The sequence below is a fragment of the Pantoea sp. Cy-639 genome (assembly GCF_011752525.1).
In the GTDB taxonomy this organism is placed as follows: Bacteria; Pseudomonadota; Gammaproteobacteria; order Pseudomonadales; family Pseudomonadaceae; genus Aquipseudomonas.
Genome location: NZ_VWXI01000013.1, coordinates 111,727 through 135,134 on the forward strand (window position 1 = coordinate 111,727; position 23,408 = coordinate 135,134).

Annotated in this window: 23 protein-coding genes; 13 read left to right on the forward strand and 10 right to left on the reverse strand. The window is 63.2% G+C overall.

Annotated elements, in window-relative coordinates; all coding sequences use genetic code 11:
• Nucleotides 1-174: 174 nt before the first annotated feature.
• From F3J43_RS16775 to sthA, 3 genes are all read left to right on the forward strand, one after another.
• Nucleotides 175-1,623, forward strand: coding sequence for a glyceraldehyde-3-phosphate dehydrogenase (locus F3J43_RS16775; RefSeq protein WP_502706614.1), 1,449 nt, complete (start codon nucleotides 175-177; stop codon nucleotides 1,621-1,623).
• A gap of 105 nt (nucleotides 1,624-1,728) precedes the next feature.
• A complete protein-coding gene (locus F3J43_RS16780; RefSeq protein ID WP_205297918.1) occupies nucleotides 1,729-2,730 on the forward strand; it encodes an FAD:protein FMN transferase in 1,002 nt (333 codons plus the stop codon).
• 203 nt (nucleotides 2,731-2,933) lie between these two features.
• Complete coding sequence (gene sthA, locus F3J43_RS16785) at nucleotides 2,934-4,328, forward strand: Si-specific NAD(P)(+) transhydrogenase (RefSeq protein WP_166888871.1); 1,395 nt, start codon at nucleotides 2,934-2,936, stop codon at nucleotides 4,326-4,328.
• Between the two features lie 48 nt (nucleotides 4,329-4,376).
• Here sthA and F3J43_RS16790 read toward each other — a convergent pair whose 3' ends face one another.
• Nucleotides 4,377-5,093 (reverse strand): glycerophosphodiester phosphodiesterase, encoded by a 717-nt coding sequence (locus F3J43_RS16790; RefSeq protein ID WP_166888874.1) that lies wholly within the window; start codon nucleotides 5,091-5,093, stop codon nucleotides 4,377-4,379.
• A gap of 29 nt (nucleotides 5,094-5,122) precedes the next feature.
• The gene (locus tag F3J43_RS16795; protein WP_205297919.1) at nucleotides 5,123-5,599 is read right to left on the reverse strand and encodes a PilZ domain-containing protein; all 477 of its coding nucleotides are present in this window, start codon (nucleotides 5,597-5,599) and stop codon (nucleotides 5,123-5,125) included.
• 201 nt (nucleotides 5,600-5,800) lie between these two features.
• Between F3J43_RS16795 and F3J43_RS16800 the strand changes: the two genes are divergently transcribed.
• The 3 genes from F3J43_RS16800 to F3J43_RS16810 all read left to right on the forward strand — a co-directional run bounded on the left by F3J43_RS16800 (nucleotide 5,801) and on the right by F3J43_RS16810 (nucleotide 9,049).
• Complete coding sequence (locus F3J43_RS16800; RefSeq protein WP_166888880.1) at nucleotides 5,801-7,051, forward strand: lipoprotein-releasing ABC transporter permease subunit; 1,251 nt, start codon at nucleotides 5,801-5,803, stop codon at nucleotides 7,049-7,051.
• Between the two features lie 7 nt (nucleotides 7,052-7,058).
• Nucleotides 7,059-7,742 (forward strand): lipoprotein-releasing ABC transporter ATP-binding protein LolD, encoded by a 684-nt coding sequence (lolD, locus tag F3J43_RS16805; RefSeq protein ID WP_205297920.1) that lies wholly within the window; start codon nucleotides 7,059-7,061, stop codon nucleotides 7,740-7,742.
• A 62-nt stretch (nucleotides 7,743-7,804) separates the two neighbouring features.
• Nucleotides 7,805-9,049, forward strand: coding sequence for a lipoprotein-releasing ABC transporter permease subunit (locus F3J43_RS16810; protein WP_166888888.1), 1,245 nt, complete (start codon nucleotides 7,805-7,807; stop codon nucleotides 9,047-9,049).
• 47 nt (nucleotides 9,050-9,096) lie between these two features.
• Here the strand turns inward: F3J43_RS16810 and F3J43_RS16815 are convergent, their stop codons facing one another.
• The gene (locus F3J43_RS16815) at nucleotides 9,097-10,440 is read right to left on the reverse strand and encodes a heavy metal sensor histidine kinase (RefSeq protein WP_286184687.1); all 1,344 of its coding nucleotides are present in this window, start codon (nucleotides 10,438-10,440) and stop codon (nucleotides 9,097-9,099) included.
• Nucleotides 10,440-11,120: a heavy metal response regulator transcription factor gene (locus F3J43_RS16820; protein ID WP_166888890.1), complete on the reverse strand. Its 681-nt coding sequence runs from the start codon at nucleotides 11,118-11,120 to the stop codon at nucleotides 10,440-10,442. The genes F3J43_RS16815 and F3J43_RS16820 overlap by 1 nt, the downstream gene beginning before the upstream one ends.
• Nucleotides 11,121-11,349: 229 nt before the next feature.
• On the opposite strand from F3J43_RS16820, the gene F3J43_RS16825 reads away from it, so the two are divergent.
• Complete coding sequence (locus tag F3J43_RS16825) at nucleotides 11,350-11,868, forward strand: cupredoxin domain-containing protein (RefSeq protein WP_166888893.1); 519 nt, start codon at nucleotides 11,350-11,352, stop codon at nucleotides 11,866-11,868.
• A gap of 67 nt (nucleotides 11,869-11,935) precedes the next feature.
• Nucleotides 11,936-12,766 (forward strand): NADPH-dependent 7-cyano-7-deazaguanine reductase QueF, encoded by an 831-nt coding sequence (gene queF / locus F3J43_RS16830; RefSeq protein ID WP_166888896.1) that lies wholly within the window; start codon nucleotides 11,936-11,938, stop codon nucleotides 12,764-12,766.
• A 129-nt stretch (nucleotides 12,767-12,895) separates the two neighbouring features.
• On the opposite strand, the gene F3J43_RS16835 is transcribed toward queF, so the two are convergent.
• Together F3J43_RS16835 and pcrP are read right to left on the reverse strand one after the other, a co-directional pair.
• Nucleotides 12,896-13,159 (reverse strand): DUF4404 family protein, encoded by a 264-nt coding sequence (locus tag F3J43_RS16835; protein ID WP_166888899.1) that lies wholly within the window; start codon nucleotides 13,157-13,159, stop codon nucleotides 12,896-12,898.
• A gap of 123 nt (nucleotides 13,160-13,282) precedes the next feature.
• Entirely contained in the window at nucleotides 13,283-13,846 is a 564-nt protein-coding gene (gene pcrP / locus F3J43_RS16840) for an HAD superfamily inactivated hydrolase PcrP (RefSeq protein WP_166888902.1), read from the reverse strand.
• Between the two features lie 189 nt (nucleotides 13,847-14,035).
• Here pcrP and F3J43_RS16845 point away from each other — a divergent pair, with 189 nt between their 5' ends.
• Nucleotides 14,036-14,743 (forward strand): MlaA family lipoprotein, encoded by a 708-nt coding sequence (locus tag F3J43_RS16845; RefSeq protein ID WP_166888906.1) that lies wholly within the window; start codon nucleotides 14,036-14,038, stop codon nucleotides 14,741-14,743.
• Between the two features lie 52 nt (nucleotides 14,744-14,795).
• Here the strand turns inward: F3J43_RS16845 and F3J43_RS16850 are convergent, their stop codons facing one another.
• Nucleotides 14,796-15,095 (reverse strand): PilZ domain-containing protein, encoded by a 300-nt coding sequence (locus F3J43_RS16850; protein ID WP_166888909.1) that lies wholly within the window; start codon nucleotides 15,093-15,095, stop codon nucleotides 14,796-14,798.
• A 270-nt stretch (nucleotides 15,096-15,365) separates the two neighbouring features.
• On the opposite strand from F3J43_RS16850, the gene rssB reads away from it, so the two are divergent.
• Together rssB and rssC are read left to right on the forward strand one after the other, a co-directional pair.
• Nucleotides 15,366-16,550: a two-component system response regulator RssB gene (gene rssB / locus F3J43_RS16855; RefSeq protein ID WP_166888912.1), complete on the forward strand. Its 1,185-nt coding sequence runs from the start codon at nucleotides 15,366-15,368 to the stop codon at nucleotides 16,548-16,550.
• Nucleotides 16,547-17,029: an anti-sigma factor antagonist RssC gene (gene rssC, locus F3J43_RS16860; protein WP_023631332.1), complete on the forward strand. Its 483-nt coding sequence runs from the start codon at nucleotides 16,547-16,549 to the stop codon at nucleotides 17,027-17,029. Before rssB ends, rssC begins: the two co-directional genes overlap by 4 nt.
• Nucleotides 17,030-17,071: 42 nt before the next feature.
• On the opposite strand, the gene F3J43_RS16865 is transcribed toward rssC, so the two are convergent.
• The 3 genes from F3J43_RS16865 to dusA all read right to left on the reverse strand — a co-directional run bounded on the left by F3J43_RS16865 (nucleotide 17,072) and on the right by dusA (nucleotide 21,223).
• Entirely contained in the window at nucleotides 17,072-18,925 is a 1,854-nt protein-coding gene (locus F3J43_RS16865) for an alkaline phosphatase D family protein (protein ID WP_166888915.1), read from the reverse strand.
• A 163-nt stretch (nucleotides 18,926-19,088) separates the two neighbouring features.
• A complete protein-coding gene (gene tal, locus F3J43_RS16870) occupies nucleotides 19,089-20,015 on the reverse strand; it encodes a transaldolase (protein WP_166888918.1) in 927 nt (308 codons plus the stop codon).
• Nucleotides 20,016-20,167: 152 nt separating this feature from the next.
• Nucleotides 20,168-21,223, reverse strand: coding sequence for a tRNA dihydrouridine(20/20a) synthase DusA (gene dusA, locus F3J43_RS16875; protein WP_205297921.1), 1,056 nt, complete (start codon nucleotides 21,221-21,223; stop codon nucleotides 20,168-20,170).
• A 56-nt stretch (nucleotides 21,224-21,279) separates the two neighbouring features.
• Here dusA and F3J43_RS16880 point away from each other — a divergent pair, with 56 nt between their 5' ends.
• Together F3J43_RS16880 and F3J43_RS16885 are read left to right on the forward strand one after the other, a co-directional pair.
• Nucleotides 21,280-22,401 (forward strand): tyrosine-type recombinase/integrase, encoded by a 1,122-nt coding sequence (locus tag F3J43_RS16880; RefSeq protein WP_166888924.1) that lies wholly within the window; start codon nucleotides 21,280-21,282, stop codon nucleotides 22,399-22,401.
• Between the two features lie 393 nt (nucleotides 22,402-22,794).
• Nucleotides 22,795-23,214, forward strand: coding sequence for a GIY-YIG nuclease family protein (locus F3J43_RS16885; RefSeq protein WP_166888929.1), 420 nt, complete (start codon nucleotides 22,795-22,797; stop codon nucleotides 23,212-23,214).
• Nucleotides 23,215-23,408: the final 194 nt, after the last annotated feature.

A 23,408-nucleotide genomic window follows, 5' to 3' on the forward strand; every position in this document is an offset into this window, starting at 1 on the left:
GGACTCCAAGCGTTGCGGCAAAGAGGTCGATTGTACCGGTGACGGGGCCCGCTGTCAGGCTCCAGAGGGCCGAAGGGCGGGCCCTGGGGCCGACGACAGGCGCTCATTGCCCGATACGCCGCGGGGCGTCATAATGTAGCCCCTTTTTTGTTCCCCTACATGTGGAAGGTTACCGTGACTCAGAAGCCCGACCAGTGTCTTGGTGAGTGGATCGATCGTGAAGCCCTGGCTGAAGCGATGATCCCGCTTATCGGTCAGCTCTACCGCAACAACAACGTGGTGAGCTCGATCTATGGCCGCAGCCTGATCAACCGTTCGGTTATCTCGATCCTCAAAGCCCACCGCTTTGCCCGTCACCGCCAGGCTGACGAGACCGAGCTGTCCGTCCACGAGACATTCCCCCTGCTCAAGGCCATGAGCGAGCTGAAACTGGGCGCCGCTTCGGTCGACCTGGGCAAGCTGGCCAGCAAGTTCAAGGCCGAGGGCAATGGCCGCAGCGCCGAGCAGTTCGTGCGTGACGAACTGGCCGACGTCGTGGGTCAGCAGAACGCTTCCGCACGCAAGGGCACCGATGTTGTCCTGTACGGCTTCGGCCGGATCGGCCGTCTGCTGGCGCGCATCCTCATCGAGAAGACCGGTGGCGGCGACGGCCTGCGTCTGCGTGCCATCGTCGTGCGCAAGGGCGCCGAAAACGACCTGACCAAGCGCGCCAGCCTGCTGCGTCGTGACTCGGTGCACGGTCCGTTCGATGGCACCATCGTCATCGATGAAGAGAACAACACCATCACCGCCAACGGCAACCTGATCCAGGTGATCTACGCCAAGAGCCCGAGCGAAGTCGACTACACCCAGTACGGCATCCACGATGCGCTGATCGTCGACAACACCGGTGTATGGCGCGACGCCGACGGCCTGGGTCAGCACCTGGCCTGCCCGGGTGCCGCCCGGGTGATCCTCACCGCACCTGGCAAGGGCGCGCTGAAGAACATCGTGCATGGCATCAACCACGGCGACATCGCCGCCGATGACAAGATCATCTCGGCCGCGTCCTGCACCACCAACGCCATCGTGCCGGTGCTCAAGGCGATCAACGACCAATACGGCATCGTTAACGGTCATGTCGAAACCGTTCACTCGTTCACCAACGACCAGAACCTGATCGACAACTTCCACAAGGGCAGCCGTCGTGGCCGCGCCGCGCCGCTGAACATGGTCATCACCGAGACCGGTGCCGCCACCGCCGCCGCCAAGGCGCTGCCGGTGCTCAAGGGCAAGCTGACCGGCAACGCGATCCGTGTACCGACGCCGAACGTGTCGATGGCCATCCTCAACCTGAACCTGGAGAAGGCCACCAACCGCGAGGAGCTCAACGAGTACCTGCGTCAGGTCGCCATGCACTCCGAACTGCACAAGCAGATCGACTACGTCAGCTCCCAGGAAGTGGTTTCGACCGACTTCGTCGGCTCGCGCCACGCCGGTGTGGTCGATGCCGAAGCTACCATCTGCAACGACAATCGCGTTGTCCTGTACGTCTGGTACGACAACGAGTTCGGCTACAGCTGCCAGGTCGTTCGCGTGATGGAAGAGATGGCCGGTGTGAACCCGCCAGCGTTTCCACGCTGATCCGGTTGTAATGCGTTGAAAAAACGGGAACCTGCGGGTTCCCGTTTTTTTTGGCTTGTTGATCCGGTTGGTCCTTGCAGGGGCGGCCGGTTGATCGAGAAAACCATGGTGCGCACCGTTCTTCCGCTCTGCCTTTTGCTGCTTGCAGCCTGCGATCCGGCCCCGACCCTCGAGCGCTTCGGTGGCCCGACCATGGGCAGCAGCTACAGCATCCAGTACGTGCGCCAGCCTGGCGGCCCGGCCGTGGCTGAGGTGCAGGCCGCGGTCGAGGGCATCCTGCAGGCGATCGATGCGCATTACTCCACCTACCGTGGCGATTCCATGGTCAGCCGCTTCAACCAACTGCCGGGCAACCAGTGCCAGGCTGTCGACAATGACATGCTCGAACTGGTCGCGTTCGGCCAGCACCTGGCCGAGCAGAGCCAGGGCGCCTTCGATCTCAGTGTCGAGCCGCTGCTGGACCTGTGGGGGTTCGGTCCCCAGGCCCGCGAGATGCGGGTGCCCGATCCCCAGGCCCTGGCGCAGGTCCGCCAGCGGGTGGGCTACCGGCACTTGCGCATCGAAGGCCAGGCCTTGTGCAAGGATGCGCCCATCGAGCTGGACTTCAACAGCATCGCCGCCGGCCACGCGGTCGACCTGATCGCCGCGCGTCTGCGCGCCATGGGCGTCGACAACTTCCTTGCCGAAGCCACCGGCGAACTCAAGGCGGTGGGGCGCAAGCCCGATGGCAGTCCCTGGCGAGTAGCTCTGGAGCTGCCGCGCGAGGATCGCCAGATTGCCCGCCAGGTCATCGCCGTGACGGGGTTGGCGGTGTCGACCTCGGGTGACTATCGCCATTATTTCGAGGACAATGGCCGGCGTTATTCGCACACGTTCGACGCTCGCCTGGGGCGTCCGGTACGCCATGATCTGGCAGCAGTGACCGTGCTGGACGATTCGGCGCTGCTGGCCGACGGCTACTCGACCCTGTTGTTGATCCTGGGGCCGGAGCGAGCCTGGGACTTCGCCATCGCTCATGGTCTTGCCGCAGTGCTGGTGACCCGGGCCGAAGGTGGGTTCGTCTCTCGTGGCACGCCAGCGTTCGAGCGGGCGTTGAAAGGCGAGTGAAAGGCAAGGCACGGATGATCGCCGCCAGGGAATCGGTGAAACGACATGTAGTGCAGGCAATAGTGGCCTACGACGCGACCAAGGGTTAATGTGCGCGGCGTTCACGCTTGATTAGACTGCACCCGAATTTTCTCATGGCGCCCTGGCGACATGATCGCGCCCCGCGGCCACCCGGCCGGCGGGCCAGTTCTGAAGGAGTACGCATGGCTGTCTACAACTACGACGTAGTGGTGCTGGGTTCCGGCCCGGCCGGTGAGGGCGCGGCAATGAACGCCGCCAAAGCAGGGCGCAAGGTGGCGATGGTCGACAGCCGTCGTCAGGTCGGTGGCAACTGCACCCACCTGGGCACCATCCCGTCCAAGGCGCTGCGTCACTCCGTGCGGCAGATCATGCAGTTCAACACCAACCCGATGTTCCGCGCCATCGGCGAGCCGCGCTGGTTCTCTTTCCCCGACGTGCTCAAGAGCGCCGAAAAGGTGATCGCCAAGCAGGTCGCCTCGCGCACCGGCTACTACGCCCGTAACCGGGTCGACGTGTTCTTCGGCACCGGCAGCTTCGCCGACGAGCAGACCATCGAAGTGGTCTGCCCCAATGGCGTGGTCGAGAAGCTCAATGCCAAGCACATCATCATCGCCACTGGTTCGCGCCCGTACCGCCCGGCCGATATCGACTTCAACCATCCGCGTGTCTATGACAGCGACACCATCCTCAGCCTGAGCCACACGCCGCGCAAGCTGATCGTCTACGGCGCCGGGGTGATCGGCTGCGAATACGCTTCGATCTTCAGCGGCCTGGGCGTGCTGGTGGAGCTGGTCGACAACCGCGGCCAGTTGCTGAGCTTCCTCGACTCGGAAATTTCCCAGGCGTTGAGCTACCACTTCAGCAACAACAACATCACCGTGCGCCATAACGAAGATTACGAGCGCGTCGAAGGTCTGGACAACGGTGTGATCCTGCACCTGAAGTCGGGCAAGAAGATCAAGGCGGATGCCTTGCTGTGGTGTAACGGCCGTACCGGCAACACCGACAAGCTGGGCCTGGAGAACATCGGCATCAAGGTCAACAGCCGTGGCCAGATCGAGGTCGACCAGGCCTACCGCACCAGCGTGCCGAACATCTATGGCGCCGGTGACGTGATCGGCTGGCCAAGCCTGGCCAGCGCCGCCCACGACCAGGGCCGCTCGGCCGCGGGCAGCATCGTCGACAATGGCAGCTGGCGCTTCGTCGATGACGTGCCGACCGGCATTTACACCATCCCGGAGATCAGCTCGATCGGCAAGAACGAGCAGGAGCTGACCCAGGCCAAGGTGCCGTACGAGGTGGGCAAGGCCTTCTTCAAGAGCATGGCGCGCGCGCAGATCGCCGGCGAGCCGCAAGGCATGCTGAAGATCCTGTTCCATCGCGAGACCCTGGAGATCCTCGGCGTGCACTGCTTCGGCTACCAGGCCTCGGAGATCGTCCACATCGGTCAGGCGGTGATGAACCAGCCGGGCGAGCAGAACAACCTGAAGTACTTCGTCAACACTACCTTCAACTACCCGACCATGGCCGAAGCCTATCGGGTAGCTGCCTACGATGGTCTGAACCGGCTTTTTTGAGCGGCTCCGACCGGTGGCCTGAGCCGGTCGGGGAGACCGATTTCAGCCCTACCCGAGGGTGGTCCTGGCCAAACCGGGAAAGTCTGTAATCAGGCTGTCCACGCCGAAGTCGGCGAGCCGGCGCATCAGTGCCGGTTCGTTGACTGTCCATACCGACACGTGCAGCCCCTGGCGCTGGGCCTTTTCCAGGCGTTCGGGGGTGCACAGCGTCCAGTTCAGCGCGAGCATCTCGCAAGCGTAGTTCTGCGCGACCTTCAGCGGGTCGAGCCAGGCGTACTCGGCCACCAGGCCGCGCTTGATGTCCGGCACCAACTCCTGAGCCGCACCCAGTACTTCCCGTGAGCTCGAGGTGATGGTCACCTTGTCCAGCAGGCCGTGTTGCTGGGCCAGCTCGCGGATGGCCAGCACGGTGCTGGCGGCGCGGGTGCGCGAGGCGCTCTTGACCTCCAGTTGCCAGTGCTCGAACGGGCACTTTTCGAACAGTTCCTCAAGTCTTGGGATGGGGCAGGGCTGCACGTGTCCCGGGCCGCCCTTGCGCGCGTCGTAGGTGACCAGTTCGGCCGCCGTATGCTCGACTACCTTGCCGCGACGGCCGGTGGTGCGCTTGAGGGTAGGGTCGTGGATCACCATCAGCTCGTTGTCGGCTGACAGGTGCAGGTCGAGTTCGCAGCGGGTCACGCCGTGCGACAGGCACTGGCGGAAGCTGGTCAGGGTGTTTTCCGGTGCTTCGCCCTTGGCGCCGCGGTGGCCGTAGATCAGGGTCACGTTCGTTCCTTCAAATCAGAGAGCAGGGCTCAGGAGGCGGGATCGTTCTGTTCCAGTGCCTGGCGCCGTTGCTGTTGCTGGCGCTGCAGGATGTAGCGGGCGAGCAGTTGGCGCTGGGCGTCGGTCATGTCGGTGAATTCGGTACCGACCTCATAGTCGCCACCGGGACGCGGGTCGCAGTGGGTGACCCGGCCGCGCAGCAGCAGGCCGTGGGCGCGGGGCATCAGTACCATCTTGACCTTGACCCGGGTGCCGGGGGCGATCTGCTGCGCCTGGGCGAACTCGATGCCGCCTTCGGAGATGATCACCGGGATCGGCGCGCCGATCTCGCCGATGAGCGTGTAGGCCACCACCGAGCTGAGCAGATCGAGGCGTTTGTTCTGGGCGCGCAGGAAGGCGGCCAGGGTGCGATCCTTTTCGCTCAGCTGACGCAGCAGGTGTTGCGACTCGAAGTCGGAGAGATGCAGCTCGCTGAGCAGGTTGAACAGTGGTGAATCATCTTGCAACAGTTCTGTTTCAAGGGCTTCGGCCGCGCTGAGAGGGCTGATTTGGAGTGCGATCCGATCTTCGATGCGGTAGTATTCGCGGCGATCTTCTTCGTCTAATGTCGTCATGGCGAACCCAAGGTTACGGCGGTGGTCCGAGTGTAAAGCCGCCGCAGGCGCCTCGCCACAAGGACGTTCCCTTTCATCCGAACAAGCCCCGACATGTTCAGACCTCTTTTCGTATTCATTGGTACGCGCTACACCCGTGCCAAGCGTCGCAATCACTTCGTCTCGTTCATTTCGCTGACCTCGATGATCGGCCTCGCCCTGGGCGTGGTGGTGATGATCGTGGTGCTCTCGGTGATGAACGGTTTCGACCACGAGATGCGTACCCGCGTGCTGGGGATGATCCCCCATGCCACGCTGGAGACCGGCCAGCCGATCGATGACTGGCAGGCCCTTGCCTCTAGAGTAAAGCAGAATCCGCAGGTGGCGGCGGTGGCGCCGTTCACCCAGATGCAGGGCCTGCTGACCCACGATGGCAAGGTGCAGAAGGTGCTGCTCAACGGCATCGACCCGGCGCGCGAGCGCGAGGTGTCGATCATCGACCACTTCGTCCAGGCCGGCAGCCTGGACAAGCTGGCGCCGGGCGAGTGGGGCATCATGATCGGCGACAAGGCCGCGCAGAAACTGGGCGTGGGCATCGGCGACAAGCTGACCTTCGTCGCCCCCGAGGTGAGCGTCACGCCGGCGGGCATGTTCCCGCGGATGAAGCGCTTCACCGTGGTCGGCACCTTCCACGTCGGCGCCGGCGAGATCGACGGCTACCTGGGCCTGACCAACATCGCCGACCTGTCGCGCCTGCACCGCTGGAAGGCCGACCAGGTCCAGGGCGTGCGCCTGAAGTTCGACGATCTGTTCCAGGCCCCGCGCGTGGCCTGGGACATCGCCCAGCGGTTGGGCGAGCAGGAATACTACCCGCGTGACTGGACCCGTACCCATGGCAACCTGTACCAGGCCATCCGCATGGAAAAATCCATGATCGGCCTGCTGCTGCTGCTGATCGTCGCGGTGGCCGCGTTCAACATCATTTCCACCCTGGTGATGGTGGTCAACGACAAGCGCGGCGACATCGCCATTCTCCGCACCCTGGGCGCCACGCCGGCGCAGATCATGGCCATTTTCATGGTCCAGGGCACCGTGATCGGCGTGGTCGGTACCTTGATCGGCGCGGTGCTGGGCATTCTCGGCGCGCTCAATGTGAGCGCGGCGATCGCCGGCATCGAGAAGCTGATCGGGCACAAGTTCCTCAACGCCGACGTGTACTTCATCGATTACCTGCCGTCGCAGATCCAGGCCCAGGACGTGTACATGGTCTGTGGTGCGGCGCTGGTCCTGAGTTTCTTCGCCACCCTGTACCCGGCCTGGCGCGCCTCGCGCACCCAGCCGGCAGAGGCGCTACGTTATGAGTGAGTCGCGCATGAGTGATAAAGCCGTGTTGAGTTGCCGCAACCTGGGCAAGAGCTACGATGAGGGCCCGGAGTCGGTGAAGGTGTTGTCCGGCCTGAACCTCGAGCTGCACCCAGGGGAGCGGGTGGCTATCGTCGGTAGCTCCGGCTCGGGCAAGAGTACCTTGCTCAACCTGCTGGGCGGCCTCGACACGCCGACCGAGGGCAGCGTCTGGCTGGCCGGCGAGGAGCTGTCGGCGCTGGGCGAACGTGCCCGCGGGTTGCTGCGCAACCGTGCGCTGGGCTTCGTCTATCAGTTCCACCACCTGCTGGCGGAGTTCACCGCGCTGGAGAACGCCTGCATGCCGCTGCTGATTGGCAAGACACCGATCCCGGAGGCCCGTGAGCGTGCCGAGGCGCTGCTCAAGCGCGTCGGCCTGGGCCATCGGCTGAATCACAAGCCGGCCGAGCTGTCCGGCGGCGAGCGCCAGCGCGTGGCGATCGCCCGTGCGCTGGTCAACCGCCCGGGCCTGGTGATGCTCGACGAGCCCACCGGCAACCTCGATCATCACACTGCCCAAGGCATCCAGGAATTGATGCAGGAGTTGTCCAGCCATTCGCAGACCGCGTTCCTGGTGGTGACCCACGACCTCAACCTGGCGCGGCAGATGGACCGTGTGCTGCGCCTGGAAGACGGGCACCTGGTGGCGATCTGAGTCGCTTGCACGGGGTTGCCTGAGGCGGCCCCGGTTCACTATTACATTGGGTGTTCCTGTTCATGTTCAGACCCTTGCCCTTGTTCATCGGTGCTCGCTACACCCGTGCCAAGCGCCGCAACCACTTCATCTCGTTCATTTCCATGACTTCGATGATCGGTCTTTCGCTGGGTGTGCTGGCGATGATCACCGTGCTTTCGGTGATGAACGGTTTCCAGCGCGAGATGAGCTCGCGCGTGCTTGGCCTGGTGCCCCATGCCGCGATCCTGGGCGTGCAGCCGCTGGACGACTGGCGCAAGGTCGCCAGCGCTGCCGAGGGTAATCCGGCGGTGGTGGCTGCGGCACCGCTCACCGAGCTCGAAGGCATGCTGTCCTACAAAGGGGCGATGCAGCCGATCCAGGTCGCCGGCATCGATCCGGCCGAAGAGGACAAGGTCTCCATCGTCGGCCAGCATATCGTCCAGGGCAGCCTGCAGGCGCTGGTGCCGGGTGAGTATGGCGTGGTCATCGGCGAGCTCACGGCCCGGCGTTTTCGCCTCAATACCGGTGACAAGCTGACCTTGATCGTGCCTGAAATCAGCAAGGAGCCGGGCGGCATCACCCCGCGCATGCAGCGCCTGACCGTGGTCGGCATCTTCAAGGTGGGCGCCGAGCTGGATGGCTCCCAGGCCTATATCCATGTCGCCGACGCCGGCGAGATGCAGCGCTGGGCGCCGGGCCAGGTGCAGGGCGTGCGCCTGAAACTGCATGACCTGTACGCTGCGCCTCAGGTATCCAAGGCCATTGCCGCGGGGCTGGGCGAGGGTTACCGCGCCGACGACTGGTCGCATACCCAGGGCAGTCTGTTCAGTGCGATGAAGATGGAAAAGACCATGATCGGCCTGTTGCTGATGATGATCATTGCAGTGGCGGCGTTCAACATCATCGCCACCCTGGTGATGGTGGTGAACGACAAGGGGGCGGACATCGCCATCTTGCGTACCATCGGTGCGACGCCGGCGCAGATCATGGGCACGTTCATGGTCCAGGGCAGCCTGATCGGCATCGTCGGCACGTTGCTGGGCGGGGTGCTGGGGGTGATCCTGGCGCTCAATGTCAGTGCCGTGGTCGGTTGGCTCGAGCGGGTCAGCGGACAGCACATCTTCACCTCCGACATCTACTTCATCAGCAGTCTGCCGTCGGAGCTGCAGTGGGGCGATGTGGCGATCATCTGTGTGGCCGGGCTGGTGATGAGCTTCCTGGCGACGATCTACCCGGCGTACCGTGCTTCGCAGATCGAGCCGGCGATGGCGTTGCGCTACGAGTAAGCGCCCACGCTTTCAGGCGTGGGGGCGGGCTTGCTCCGCGATGGGGGCTATTCAGGCAGCTCGATCATGAAGCGCGTCCAGCCACCTTCGCACTGAGCGCGAATCGTTCCGCCGTGCGCCTGCACGATCGAACGGGTGATCGCCAGTCCCAGGCCTGCATGCTCGCTGCTGCCGGCCTGGCGCGCCGGGTCGGCCCGGTAGAAGCGGTCGAACAGCCGCTCCAGCAAGGGCGGTGCAATGGCCGGCCCGGTGTTGGCCACGACGATGCGTATGCCCGACGTCAGGCTGACCCGAATCTCTCCTCCTGCCGGGGTGTAGCGCAGGGCATTGTCCAGCAGGTTCGACAAGGCGCGGCGCAACATGTGCCGGTCGCCTTCGACGTGGGCCTCGCCCTCGCGCAGCAAGCGCACCTTGGCATCCTCGGCCAGTGGCGCGTAGTACTCCAGCAACGCATCGGCCTCGGCGGCCAGATCCAGGCGCTGGTGGCTGGGTATCAGCAGGCCATGGTCGGCCTTGGCCAGATAGAGCATGTCGTTGACCAACTGGGCCATCCACTGCAACTCCTCGAGGTTGCCGTGCAGGGCCTCGCGGTACTCCTCCAGGCTGCGCGGGCGGGTGAGCGTGACCTGGGTATGGGTCAGCAGATTGGACAGCGGCGTGCGCAGCTCGTGGGCGATATCGGCGGAGAACGCCGACAGGCGCTGGAAGGCATCGTCCAGACGCTGCAGCATGGCATTGACGGTGCCGGCCAGTTCGGCCAACTCCTCGGGCATCTCGGCAGCCGGTAGCCGGGTGGTCAGCGAGCGCGCATTGACACTGGCGGCGACCTTGCCCATCTGTCGCAGCGGCTTCAGGCCGCGGCGCACGGCCCAGGCGCCGAGCAGGGCGGTGGCGAGCGCCGACAGGCCAACGGTGAGCCAGATCAGCCGCTGCATGCCTTGCAGGAAGTGCTGGTGGTGGGTGATGTCGAGGAGCAGCGTCAGCTGCGGCGAGTCGCTGCGGGCTGGGTCAAGATGGGTGCCGAGACTGCGATAGTCGACGCCCTGGCTGTGCAGCGTGCTGAGGTCGTCGTGCCCGGGTGCCGCCGGCAGGTCGCCGCGGCTGGCGAACCACAGCGAGCCATCGGTGCCGTGTACCTGCACGGCGAGATCGGACTGGTGGCTCAGTTCGTTGATCAGCGCTGGCAGGCGCGAAGGGAGCTGCTCGCGGCTGGCGACGCCCTCGAGCAGGCTGCGCATCAGTGACAGGCGGCCGCTGAGCAACTGCTGGTCAAGCTCGACGAAGTGCTGCTCGCTGGCGCGATTGAACAGCAGGCCGGCACTCAGCGACACCGTCGCGGTACAGGCAGCGAACAGCAGTGCCAGGCGGTTGCCGAGGGACAGGCGGCGCATCAGTCCTGGCGCTCCTCGAGCACGTAGCCCATGCCGCGCACGGTATGGATGAGCCTGGTCGCGTGGCTGTCATCGATCTTCAGGCGCAGGCGGCGGATGGCCACTTCGATCACGTTGGTGTCGCTGTCGAAATTCATGTCCCATACCTGCGAGGCGATCAGCGACTTGGGGAGTACTTCGCCCTGGCGGCGCAGCAGCAGCTCGAGCAGGGCGAACTCCTTGGCGGTCAGGTCGATGCGCTGGCCGGCGCGCTCGGCGCGGCGGCGGATCAGGTCCAGGCGCAGGTCGACCAGGTTCAGGCAGGTGTCCTGGCTGGCGCTGGCGCCGCGGCGCAGCAGGCTGCGCACCCTGGCCAGCAGCTCGGAAAAGGCGAAGGGCTTGACCAGGTAGTCGTCGGCACCCAGCTCCAGGCCATGCACTCGGTCCTCGACGGCGTCGCGGGCGGTGAGGAACAGCACGGGCGTGTCGAGGCCGGCCTGGCGCACCGCCTCGAGGATCTGCCAGCCATTGCGCCCTGGGAGCATGACGTCGAGGATCAGCAGGTCGTGGTCACCGGTCAGCGCGAGGTGCTGACCGGTCTCGCCGTCGCCGGCCAGCTCCGTGGCGAAGCCGGCCTCGCTCAGGCCTTGGCGCAGGTACTGGCCGGTCTTGGCCTGGTCTTCGACGATCAGCAGTTTCATGAGGGTCCTTGTAATGATGCGGCTTGTGGCGTGGGCGTGGAGCGGGGGGGGGGGCTGGGCGGGCGCCCGGCCCGCTCCCGCAAGGCCCGGGCCCTGGCGTCGAGGAAATGATACGTGACGATCTGGCGGCCTGCCCAAGCTGACAAAGTTGTAATCTTCCTGTCAGCCAGCTGCCAGCCAGGCTTTTCGAGAATGGCACCATCTTCGCTGCATTCATCCGGAGTCACCCATGAAACACCTGTTCATCGCTAGCGCACTCGCCATGGTCAGCCTGCCGACCCTGGCTGACGAATCGAAGACTTTCGCTTTCGGCGAACCGGCTGCGGCGACCAAGGCCAGCCGCACCGTCGAAGTGGTGCTCAAGGACATCGCCTTTGAACCCAGGAGCCTGAAGGTCAAGGCTGGGGAAACTGTACGCTTCGTGCTGATCAATGAAGGCAAGCTGCCTCACGAGTTCAACCTCGGCGACAAGGCCATGCATGCCGAACACCAGAAAGAGATGGTCGCCATGCAGGGCAAGCTGTTCACGGCCGGCATGAACCATGAGGGCATGGATCATGGCCAGATGGACCACAGCCAGATGATGGGCGCCGGACATGGCCACGCCGGTGGCAATACCGTGCTGGTACAGCCGGGTCAGCGTGCCGAGTTGACCTGGACCTTCCGCAAGTCGGCGCCCATCGAGTTCGCCTGCAACGTGCCGGGGCATTACCAGGCTGGGATGGTCGGGCCATTGACCATCGAGTGACATCGGCCACAAGGCGGGGGCAAAACCGGTAGACTAGGGGCAATTTCGAACCTTCAGGTCAGACACCATGCATCCCGCCGCCGAACATTCCCCGCTGGGCAAGTCCAGCGAATACCTTGCCACCTACACCCCCTCGCTGCTGTTCCCGATCCCGCGTCTGGCCAAGTGGGCCGAGCTGGGTGTCAGCGGTGACGCCTTGCCCTGGCAGGGGGTGGACTACTGGAACTGCTTCGAGCTGTCCTGGCTGCTGCCTTCGGGTAAACCGGTGGTGGCCATCGCCGAATTCGCCATTCCCTGCGACTCGCCGAACATCATCGAGTCGAAGTCGTTCAAGCTGTACCTCAACTCGCTGAACCAGACCATGTTCGCCAGCAAGGAAGAGCTGCAGGCTTGCCTGGTCAAGGACCTGTCCGCCGCCGCAGTCAAGCCGGTAGGGGTCAAGGTCAGCACCCTGGCCGAGGTCGAGCGCCAAGGTGTTACCGCCTTGCCAGGCCAATGCATCGATGCGCTGGACGTCAGCATCAGCAACTACGAGCAGCCGCAACCTGAACTGCTGCGCTGTTCGGCCGAGCGAGTGGTGGAAGAGACCATCCACAGTCATTTGCTCAAGTCCAACTGCCCGGTCACCGGCCAGCCGGACTGGGGCAGCGTGGTAGTGGAGTACAAGGGGCCGGCGCTCGATCACGCCAGCCTGCTGACCTACCTGATCAGCTTCCGTCAGCATGCCGACTTCCACGAGCAGTGCGTCGAGCGGATCTATCTGGACCTGAAACAACTGCTCAAGCCGGAACATCTGACGGTGTACGCGCGCTATGTGCGTCGGGGTGGCCTGGATATCAACCCATACCGCAGCACTGGGGCGATCGATCCGCAGAACCTGCGCTTGGTGCGTCAGTAATAAGCGGTGATGGCCTTGCATGACAGCGGGGGAGCGGGCTGACCCTGCCAGGGGTGGCGCCGGCTACGCCGGTGTCGCGGGGCAAGCCCGCGCCCTCGCCGCTGTTTCATGCGTGACAGCTTGGCCTGATCAGATACCCATGCTGTGCAGCGAGTTGACGATGCTGCGCAGGGTGGCGGTGAGATCTGGGTGATCGGCCTCGAAGCGCTCGATGGCAAGGTTCACGCCATCCACCACGTTGTTGTCCTGGGTGGCTTCCTCGAGCTTGATCCGGGCTTCGATCTGTTGCATCAGCTGATGCAAGTGGTCTCGCTCTTCCAGCGAGAGCGGTGGATTGCGGTCCAGTTGCTCGCGCAGGCTATCGAGTTGCTCTTGCAGTTCGCGGGCGGGCATTGTTCGTTCTCCATCAATGGCTTGGCAAGCCATGGACCTCGGCGAGGTGGCAAAGGTTCTGGCCTGTCCTCTAGCGTAATCCACCTGCCAACGCTTTGCATGACTGGCATCAACGCCGGGAGATCAGGGTTTCTCGCCCTTGTGTCGACGCAGCGCGATGTCGGCCAGGCAGGTGTCGAGGGACTCCAGATGGTCGATCACCGAGTGCGCCCCCAGGTCGAACAGCTCCAGTGTGGCTTTACCGCGCGCCCGCTCCTGGTCCTGCGGGGACATCGCCTGCCACTGGCTGGATGTCCGGTCGCAGGTCGGGCTGCAGGTGGCCAGGCCCACGGTCCATAGTCCGGCGTTGAGCCCCGACTGCAGCAGGCGTGGCTCGCCACTGACCAGCACGCAGCCGTCCAGGCGCTGGCTTTCCAGGGTCATGAGGGCTTTCCAGCAAGCATCGGGGGCTGGCCATCGGCAATCGCTGGCGGCGTGCCCGGGCAGCCAGTCAGGCAGTACGTGGGAAAGTTGCCTGCCTTCGGCACTGCTCAACTCGTCGAGCCAGATGCACGGCACGTTGCGTTCGCGCAGGCGGGCGAGGGAGTCAAGGGCGCCGGGGGCGGGCAGGGGGATGCCTGTGGCGGCCTGAACCAGGCAGCCGCGCAATCCGAAGAGCACGGCGGTGAAGGCGGGTGCGTCTTGCATGGCAACTTCCCTGAAATACAGCGCAGGCTAGCCAGCGATTGTTACCGGCAGATGACCGCAACACTTGTTCACATAATCTTGACAGAGATGTGTAAGACTACCGGTTAGCCAGCAAGCCATTATACTTGCGCCTAATTAGGTAACGCGCCAAAGGGCGTTGCCGCCGTGAAATCCGATGGAGAAACATCTATGCGCAAGATCGGTGCCGGTGTGATCGAACGTGTCACCCAGGCCTGTGTTTGCGCCAGCTTGTTGCTGGCGCCCATGGCGGCCACCCAGGCAGCCACCGAGGAGGATCCTTGGGAAGCGGTCAACCGACCGATCTTCAAGTTCAACGACACCCTCGACACCTATGCCCTCAAGCCGCTGGCCAAGGGTTACCAGGCGGTCACCCCGCAATTCGTCCAGGACGGCGTGCACAACGTCTTCAGCAACCTCGGCGATGTCACCAACCTGGCCAACGACGTGCTGCAGCTCAAGCCGCGTGCGGCGGGCGTGGACACCGCGCGGCTGATCGTCAATACCGTGTTCGGTATCGGCGGCCTGTTCGACGTAGGTACCCGGATGGGCCTGCAGCGCAACGACGAAGATTTCGGCCAGACCCTTGGCCACTGGGGCGTACCCAGCGGCCCTTACGTGGTCATCCCGCTGCTCGGCCCGAGCACCGTGCGTGACGGCCTGGCCAAGTACCCGGACACCTACACCGAACCCTACCGTTACATCAACGATGTGCCGGTGCGTAACTCTGTCTTCGCCCTGGACGTGATCGATACCCGTGCCAACCTGCTGCCGGCCGAGAAGCTGATCCAGGGTGACAAGTACATCTTCATCCGCAACGCCTACTTGCAGAACCGTGAGTTCAAGGTCAAGGACGGTGCGGTCGAAGACGACTTCTGATCCGCGGATGAATGCAAAAGGCGACCTCAGGGTCGCCTTTTTCGTTCATGGCTCAATGCATCGCCAGGATGCGCAGGCCGAACTTCTGCGCGCCGCCCGGCTGATCGGCGATCCACACCACTTCGGTGCTGGCCTGCAGGTCCTTGAGGGCGGGGTGTTCGGAGTCGATGCGCACGTCGATCTGATCACCGACCTTGAAGCGCTGCGGCGCCTCGATCTGCATGCCGCTGCTGGACAGGTCGATGCAGGTGGCGCTGATCACCTGGCCGGCATGCAGCAGGCTGACCTCGGTGTCGATGCGCATGCGGATGAAATCGCGCTTTTCGCTGTAGTTCACGGGGGGCTGGGACATGCTTGCATCCTTTCATCAGGTTGCGCTGGTCGGCTTTCTTATAACCCCGGGTGATTTGCCCTGTAAAGTGCAGGGAAGTCTACCTTGCCATGCTTGAAACCCCAGGCGGATGGGAGTACCGTCAGCGCCTTACAGGGCACCTCTGCTATTTGCCGGACCAGTCTTCTTGTCCTACAACTCAAATAGAGAGTGGCTTGAGAGCATTCCAGTAGCGTCTGTCGGGCTTTCCACAGCCGCTACGCCAACCCAAATCTGGCGCCGTTCGCCCACATGCAGAAAACCAGTGCAACGCTGCTGATCATCGATGACGACGACGTGGTACGTGCCAGCCTCGCCGCTTATCTGGAAGACAGCGGCTTCAGCGTCCTCCAGGCCGGAAACGGCCAGCAGGGGCTCCAGGTCTTCGAAGCACACCAGCCTGACCTTGTGATCTGCGATCTGCGCATGCCGCAGATGGGCGGGCTCGAGCTGATTCGCCGGATCAGCGAGCGCGCCCCGCAGTTGCCGGTGATCGTGGTGTCTGGCGCCGGCGTCATGAGCGATGCGGTGGAAGCCTTGCGCCTGGGTGCGGCGGACTACCTGATCAAGCCCCTGGAAGATCTGGCCGTGCTCGAGCATTCGGTGCGCCGTGCCCTCGACCGTTCGCGCCTGGTGCTGGAAAACCAGCGCTACCGCGACAAGCTCGAGGCGGCCAACCGCGAACTGGAAGCCAGCCTGCATTTGTTGCAGGAGGATCAGAACGCCGGGCGCCAGGTGCAGATGAACATGCTCCCGGAAAGCCCTTGGCTGGCCGACGGGTATACCTTTGACCACCAGATCATCCCGTCGCTGTACCTGTCGGGTGACTTCGTCGACTATTTCCGTGTCGACGAGCGGCGTATTGCCTTCTACCTGGCGGATGTCTCCGGCCATGGCGCGTCCTCGGCGTTCGTCACCGTGCTGCTCAAGTTCATGACCACGCGGCTGCTGTTCGAATTCAAGCGCAGCGGCAAGATGCGCGAGTTCAAGCCGTCGGAAGTACTCAGCCACATCAACCGCGGGCTGATCAATTGCAAGCTGGGCAAGCATGTGACCATGGTCGGTGGCGTCATCGACGAGGACACCGGCCTGCTCACCTACAGCGTCGGCGGGCATTTGCCGCTACCGGTGCTGTACACCCCGGGGCAGTCCCGCTACCTGGAGGGCCGTGGCCTGCCGGTGGGGCTGTTCGACGAGGCCAGTTACCAGGACCAGGTGCTGGAGCTGCCGCCGCAGTTCAGCCTCACCTTGATGTCCGATGGCATTCTGGATCTTTTGCCAGGGGACACACTCAAAGATAAGGAAGCGTCCTTGCCGGAGATCGTCAAGGCCGCGGGGGGTAGCCTGGAGGGGCTGCGCCAACGATTCGGATTGGCTACGCTTGGGGAGATGCCGGATGATATCGCCCTATTGGTGTTGAGCAGGAACCTTGAATGAGTACCGGTAGAATCCAGTTCGCCGAGCAGAGCGGGACCTTCGTTCTGAAGTTCGTCGGTGAAGTACGCCTGACCCTGTGTTCGGCGTTGGATGCGACGATCGAGAAGATCTTCACCGCGCTGAACTTCTCGGCCATCGTTATCGACCTGACCGAAACCGAAAGCATCGACAGCACTACGCTGGGTCTGCTGGCCAAGCTGTCGATCCTGTCCCGGCAGAAGGTCGGCCTGTTGCCGACCGTGGTGACCACCAACCCGGACATTTCCCGTCTGCTGCAGTCCATGGGCTTCGACCAGGTGTTCAACATCGTCGATCGCCCGGTGCCATGCCCGGAGTGCCTGACCGACCTGCCGTCGCAGGACCAGGACGAGAGCGTGGTGCGTTCCAAGGTGCTCGAGGCGCACAAGATACTCATGGGCCTGAACGACTCCAACCGCGAAGCGTTCCATGACCTGGTAAGCGCCCTGGAACGCTCCTGATCCTATTGGCTCGGTGTTCGCCGGCAAGGCCGGCTCCTGCAGTCAGTCGTGGATGAACGCCGTGGCCGGCGAGCCATCGGCATTCAATTGATACACCCGTGTCGGTCGTCCCTGCTCATCGAAGAACACCTGCCCGAGCCCTGCGCTATTCCATAGCCGTTCCCCGGCTTTGCTGCGACTGGGCGTACGGGGCGTCACTTGCATTTCCCGGCGCTGGGTAAACCAGTTCAGCGGTGAGCGTGGCGAATACAGCCAGCGGTTGAGACGGTCAAGCACATCCAACAGGCGTCGGGGAAATTCGTTCTTGATACCGCTGCTGGTCACCTGCCACAGGTGTGGACTGCGCTGACCGTGGCGGATCAGCACTTCATAGACGAACGAATAGTGCACGTCGCCTGAAAGGATCACGTAATGCCCCGGGGTGCGTGAATGGCGGAAGATGTTGAGGATCACCTGGGCCGCGCCGCGGTGAGCCATCCAGTTTTCCGCATCGACCAGCAGCGGATGGCCCAGCGTGCTGAATACCCGTTGCACGGTTTCGATCAGCTTCACCCCGAAGATCGGCGCTGGCGACACGATGACTGCCGAGGGGTGATCGAGCAGCGCCTGCTGCAGTTCGCACAGCGCTTCCCAGTCGAGCAGGCCGGAGGGCTTGCCGAGGTTGCTTTCACTGCGCCAGCGGCGGGTTCGGGTGTCCAGCACCAGCAGCGGCGGGTTGCTGGGCAGTGTGTACTGCCAGCCCTGGAAGCGCAGCAGTTCGCCGATCAGTTCATCCCGTGTCGTGTCTTTTTCCCGGCACTGCCCGATCAGTGCCGCGCAGCCATCCGGATCATTGCCCCAGCCCTGGCAGAGCAGGTAGCCCAGCAGGGCGTTGCCGATGATTCGCCGTGAGAACGGGTGGCCATAGGCGGTCTGCTCCCATTGGGCTGACAGGTTCCAGTCGTCGGTGACGTCGTGATCGTCGAAGATCATCAGGCAGGGCAGGTGGGCCATGACCCGTGCCACCTGGCCGAGGCCATCGCGGAAGGCCTGGACGGCCGGCAGCTCTTGCTGATAGCGCGCTCGTTGCCGGGCATCCAGGCCTGCCGGCAGGCTCATGGTTGTCAGCGTCCAGGGCTGCGGCGACCAGGCCAGCAGGTACATGGCCATGATCTCGGCGAAGGTGACCAGATGGTTGTCGGCGTTGCTGGAGGAGAAGATCGGCTTGCGCTTGCCGCCGAAGAAACGCTCGCGCAGGGTCTCGTTGCCCGCCTGTGCCGGCAGCAGGTCGGCGCGGCGGTAGTAGCAGGCTGGATGCCGGTAGAGCGCGGCGCCGCTGTCGACCAGGGCGCCGTCGAGGGTCTCGTCGAACAGGCCCAGGCGTTCGATCAGCGCGTGGATGGCGCGCAGCACTGGGCCGGCGACATCGTCGACGTAGACCTGGTCGCCGCTCATCAGCAGCACGGCGGGGCGCTCTTCGGGGCGCGGGCTGGCGGCGAGCAGGCGGTCCGCGCAGAGCAGGCCGTCGGCAGCAGGGTGATGGGGCTTGCGACAGGAACCGTGGAGCAACTGGTCGAGACGTTCGCGCAGGACGAAGCTCGGGCGGCTGGCGCCGGGGTAGAGCAGGTGGGGTGCCCAATCGGCGATGCCCTGGCCATTGGCAAGGCGCAGGTCGTACTCGAGTTCGGTATCGCTGGGCAGCGGGTTGTCGAACTGGATATCCAGCAGGTGGATGAAGGCCTGCTTGCCCACCGGGATCACCGTGCAGCGAAGGCTCGGCGTGATTTCCGGGTGCGCGAGCAGGAAGACCGGTTGCAACGGGTGCGAGCCGACCAGCCAGATCGCCAGGCGCTGGGGCTCGAGGCGGCGCAGTATCGGGCCGGCGAGGACGGAGGGAAGCGTGGTGCTGGCAGTCATCTGAGGCTCGGCTGTGTCAGGTGTGGCGCTATCGTGGGGCACGCCCGCTGCTCATGGCATGTGCTGTCTGATCGTGGAAGCGGGCGGCTGGATCGGCCACCCCAACGAAAAACGGGCGGAAAATGCTCTGCATTAACCGCCCGTCGATCAAGCCGAAGATGTATCAGGTTTTGTCGGCCATCAACGCTTCCAGTTTTTCCTGGTCGCGGGCGAACTGACGAATGCCTTCGGCCAGTTTCTCGGTGGCCATGGCGTCCTCGTTCATGGCCCAGCGGAACTGGTTTTCATTCAACTGCTGTTTCGCCTCGCCCGTGTTGCCGGGCTTGAGGATGCGCGGCAGCGCGCCCTGGTCGTCGGACAACTGCTGCAGCAATTCGGGGCTGATGGTCAGGCGGTCGCAGCCGGCCAGTTGCTCGATCTGGCCGATGTTGCGGAAGCTCGCGCCCATGACCACGGTGTTGTAGCCGTTGGTCTTGTAGTAGTCGTAGATCCGGGTGACCGACTGCACGCCCGGGTCCTCGGCGCCGGCATAGTCCTTGCCGGTGCTTTTCTTGTACCAGTCGTAGATGCGGCCCACGAACGGTGAGATCAGGAACACCCCGGCATCGGCGCAGGCCTGGGCCTGGGCGAAGGAGAACAGCAGGGTGAGGTTGGTCTGGATGCCTTCCTTCTCCAACTGCTCGGCGGCGCGGATGCCTTCCCAGGTCGAGGCCAGCTTGATCAGCACGCGGTCACGCTGGATGCCGGCGGCTTCGTACAGCCCGATCAGTTGGCGGGCCTTGCTCAGCAGGGCCGGTTCGTCGAATGACAGGCGTGCGTCCACCTCGGTGGAGATCCGCCCCGGAATGACCTTGAGGATGCCCGCGCCCACGGCCACGGCGAACTTGTCGCAGGCCAGGTCGACATTGCCCTTGGCGTCTGCCTTGACCTGCTTGAGCAGCTCGGCATAGCCCGGGATGGCCGCGGCCTTCAGTAGCAGCGATGGGTTGGTGGTGGCGTCGACTGGCTTGAGGCGGGTGATGGCGTCCAGGTCGCCAGTGTCGGCGACCACGGTGGTGAACTGCTTGAGTTGTTCCAGCTTGGAGGTCATGGGCGTGCTCTGTCCTGTGCGATGACTCGACATTACCCGAGCCCCGACAGCCACTCAAGGCCCGTCGCAGGCCGATCGGGAAAGCCCCGGCTGACGACGGGGCCTGCGTTGAAAGATCATCCCTTCGAGTCGCTACCCCGTCCCAGGTTCCCTCAGCGGCCTTGCAGCAGCTCGGCGGCCTGGTCCAGTACCTTCAGCGGTTCGTGGGTCTTGTGGATATCCGCCGACAGCAACTGACGGAAGCGCCGCGCCCCTGGGAAGCCCTGGCCGAGGCCGAGGATATGCCGGGTGATGTGGTGCATTGCGCCGCCGTTTGCCATGTGCGCGACGATGTAGGGCCGCAGCTTCTCCATCGCCTCGGCGCGACTGACGATCGGTGCCGCGCTGGCGAACAGTTGCTGGTCGACTTCGGCCAGCAGGTACGGGTTGTGGTACGCCTCGCGCCCTAGCATCACGCCGTCGAAGGTCTGCAGGTGGGTGCGGCATTCGTCGAGGGTCTTGATGCCGCCGTTGAGCACCAGCTCCAGGTCCGGGAAGTCGGCCTTGAGCTGCGCCGCGACGTCGTAGCGCAGCGGCGGGACTTCGCGGTTTTCCTTGGGCGACAGGCCTTCGAGGATGGCGATGCGCGCATGCACGGTGAAGCTGCGGCAGCCGGCGTCACGCACCTGGCCGACGAAGTCGCACAGCTCGGCGTAGCTGTCGCGGCCATTGATGCCGATGCGGTGCTTGACCGTGACCGGGATGGCCACGGCGTCCTGCATGGCCTTGACGCAATCGGCCACCAGTGCCGGGTGGCCCATCAGGCAGGCGCCGATCATGTTGTTCTGCACCCGGTCGCTGGGGCAGCCGACGTTGAGGTTGACCTCGTCGTAGCCGGCCTGCTCGGCCAGGCGCGCGCAGGCGGCCAGATCGGCCGGCACGCTGCCGCCCAGTTGCAGGGCCAGCGGGTGCTCCGACTCATCGTGGCGCAGGAAACGCTGGGCGTCGTTGTGCAGCAGGGCGCCGGTGGTGACCATTTCGGTGTAGAGCAGGGCATGCTTGGAGAGCAGGCGCAGGAAGAACCTGCAGTGTCTGTCGGTCCAATCCATCATCGGGGCCACGGAGAAGCGGCGGGACGGCTCAGGGCGCGTAGTTTCTGGCTTGGAGTCTGATTTTGTGGTGTTTTCGTTCAACGTGTTTCTTACCGGTTTTCGGGGGTTTTGGGGCATTTTTACCAAGCGCTTGGTACAATGTACCAATCGAATCAGAACGTGTACCAATTCTCATGGCAACGATCAGACCCCGCAAGAAGGCCGACGGCACCATCAGCTACACAGCTCAGATCCGCATCAACCGCGACAAGGTGACAGTCTACCAAGAGAGCCAGACGTTCGCCCGCAAACAGGCGGCGGTGGCCTGGGCGAAGCGACGGGAAACCGAGTTGGCGGAACCTGGTGCAATCGAGCGGGCCAGCCGGGTAGGGCACACGGTCAAGCAGATGATTGACCGCTATCTGGTCGAGGCTGAGAAAGCCCGGCCGCTGGGCGAGACGAAGCGGCGCACGTTGAACGCCATCAAGAACAGCTACCTGGGCGATAAGGTGGACTCCGATATCACCCAGCAGGTGCTCGTGGACTATGCCCTGTGGCGCATGAGTCTTGAAGGTGGGGGAATCAAGCCGCAGACGGCCGGCAACGACCTGGCACACCTGGGGTCGGTGCTGTCCCTGGCCCGTGCGGCGTGGGGGTATGAGATCGATCCGCAGGCTATGCCTGATGCACGCTTGGTGCTGAAGAAGTTCGGCTACAACATGAGGAGTCGTGAGCGGGATCGCCGGCCGACGTTGGAGGAGATCGATAAGGTGCTGGAGCACTTTTTCGAAATGCTTCAGCGGCGACCAAGCGTCATCCACATGCCCAAGGTGATGGCGTTCGCGATCTTCTCGACACGCCGTATGGATGAGATCAGCCGAATCCTATGGGAGGACCTGGATGAGCACCGGCAGTCGGTCAAGGTGCGAGACATGAAGAACCCAGGTCAGAAGATCGGCAATGATGTCTGGTGCTATCTGCCTGATGAGGCTTGGGTCATTGTGCAGAGTATGCCGCGACAGTGCCGTGAGATCTTCCCGTACAACACCGATTCAATCGGTACGGCCTGGTCCAAGGCGTGCAAGATGAAGGGGATCGAGGATCTGCACTTTCATGACTTGCGTCACGAAGGGGTGAGCCGTCTGTTCGAGATGGACTGGGATATACCGAGGGTTTCCAGTGTGTCCGGGCACCGGGATTGGAACTCGCTGCGGCGATATACCCACCTGCGTGGGCGCGGGGATCGATACAAGGGCTGGAAGTGGTTGGACCAGATTATCCAGGCGCCGGTTAAACTCGGCGCCCGGGCTGAGTAGGCGGGTGGGTAACGATGCTACTTCTATATGCGCTTACTGGTGGTAGGCATCGGCTGTGGGTCGATTGCAATCAGTCGCGAACGGCTGCTCTCGACCCATTGCTGACGTTCGCAACGGCTGCATACGGCCGGAAGCTGTGACTCGAAGTAAGGATATTCGTCACTCACGGCCTGAAAACCGAAGTGCTCATGCGCGCTCCGCCTGTTATGCACTGGGCTTCATTGGGTTGATCAGGCTGAGCACCTACGATGAGTTTCGATTGGAGCATCCTTAATACGCGGCTTGAGCGAATAGGCTGGCTGTCCCGCGAAAGGAAATAAGTTTATGCTTTTACAGTTGTTTTATTTCATCTGGTTAGATTTTAAGTCGTAGTTGACGAAGGAGCCTGTTAGCATGAGGAAAAGACCTGATCCGCAACCAGGGTTTATTTATATACTTCGAGATCACTTGAATAATAATTTGATCAAGGTTGGATTTAGCAAAGACCCGCTTGCCAGGAGAAAGCAGCTTCATACTACCGGGACCGCGCTGCCAATGACAATTTATCATGTATGGCATGTTGGCGATAAGTACTTGGCCGAGAAAGCTGCTCACGAAGTGCTACGCGGTCATAGGATTAATGACAAAAGGGAGTTCTTCGAGATCGCACCGCTGCCACACTTCAGCAGCTTCGAGCGTACAAATTATGATGTTACCAGTGATTTTTTATACACTCTCAAAGGACTGATAGAGGAAGGTTGGGACTTTCTAGAAATAGAGTATCGCGATGCATCTCCGGAAGAGGTGCGCGAAGTTCACAATCAATCTAGGTGACCAATTTTACTGGATTGCTTGGTGAACGCGGAAGTCAAAGTTCAACCCAGCAGACGACGTGGAAACCATTGGCTATCCATGGGAGTTCTGAAGAGTAGTCGCATTGTCCGCATTTGGCCGAAAGTAACCCGTGGCGAGCGACCGCTCTGGGTCCATAGCTGCTGTTCACGAAGACTGCCTTTGGCCAGGAGCTG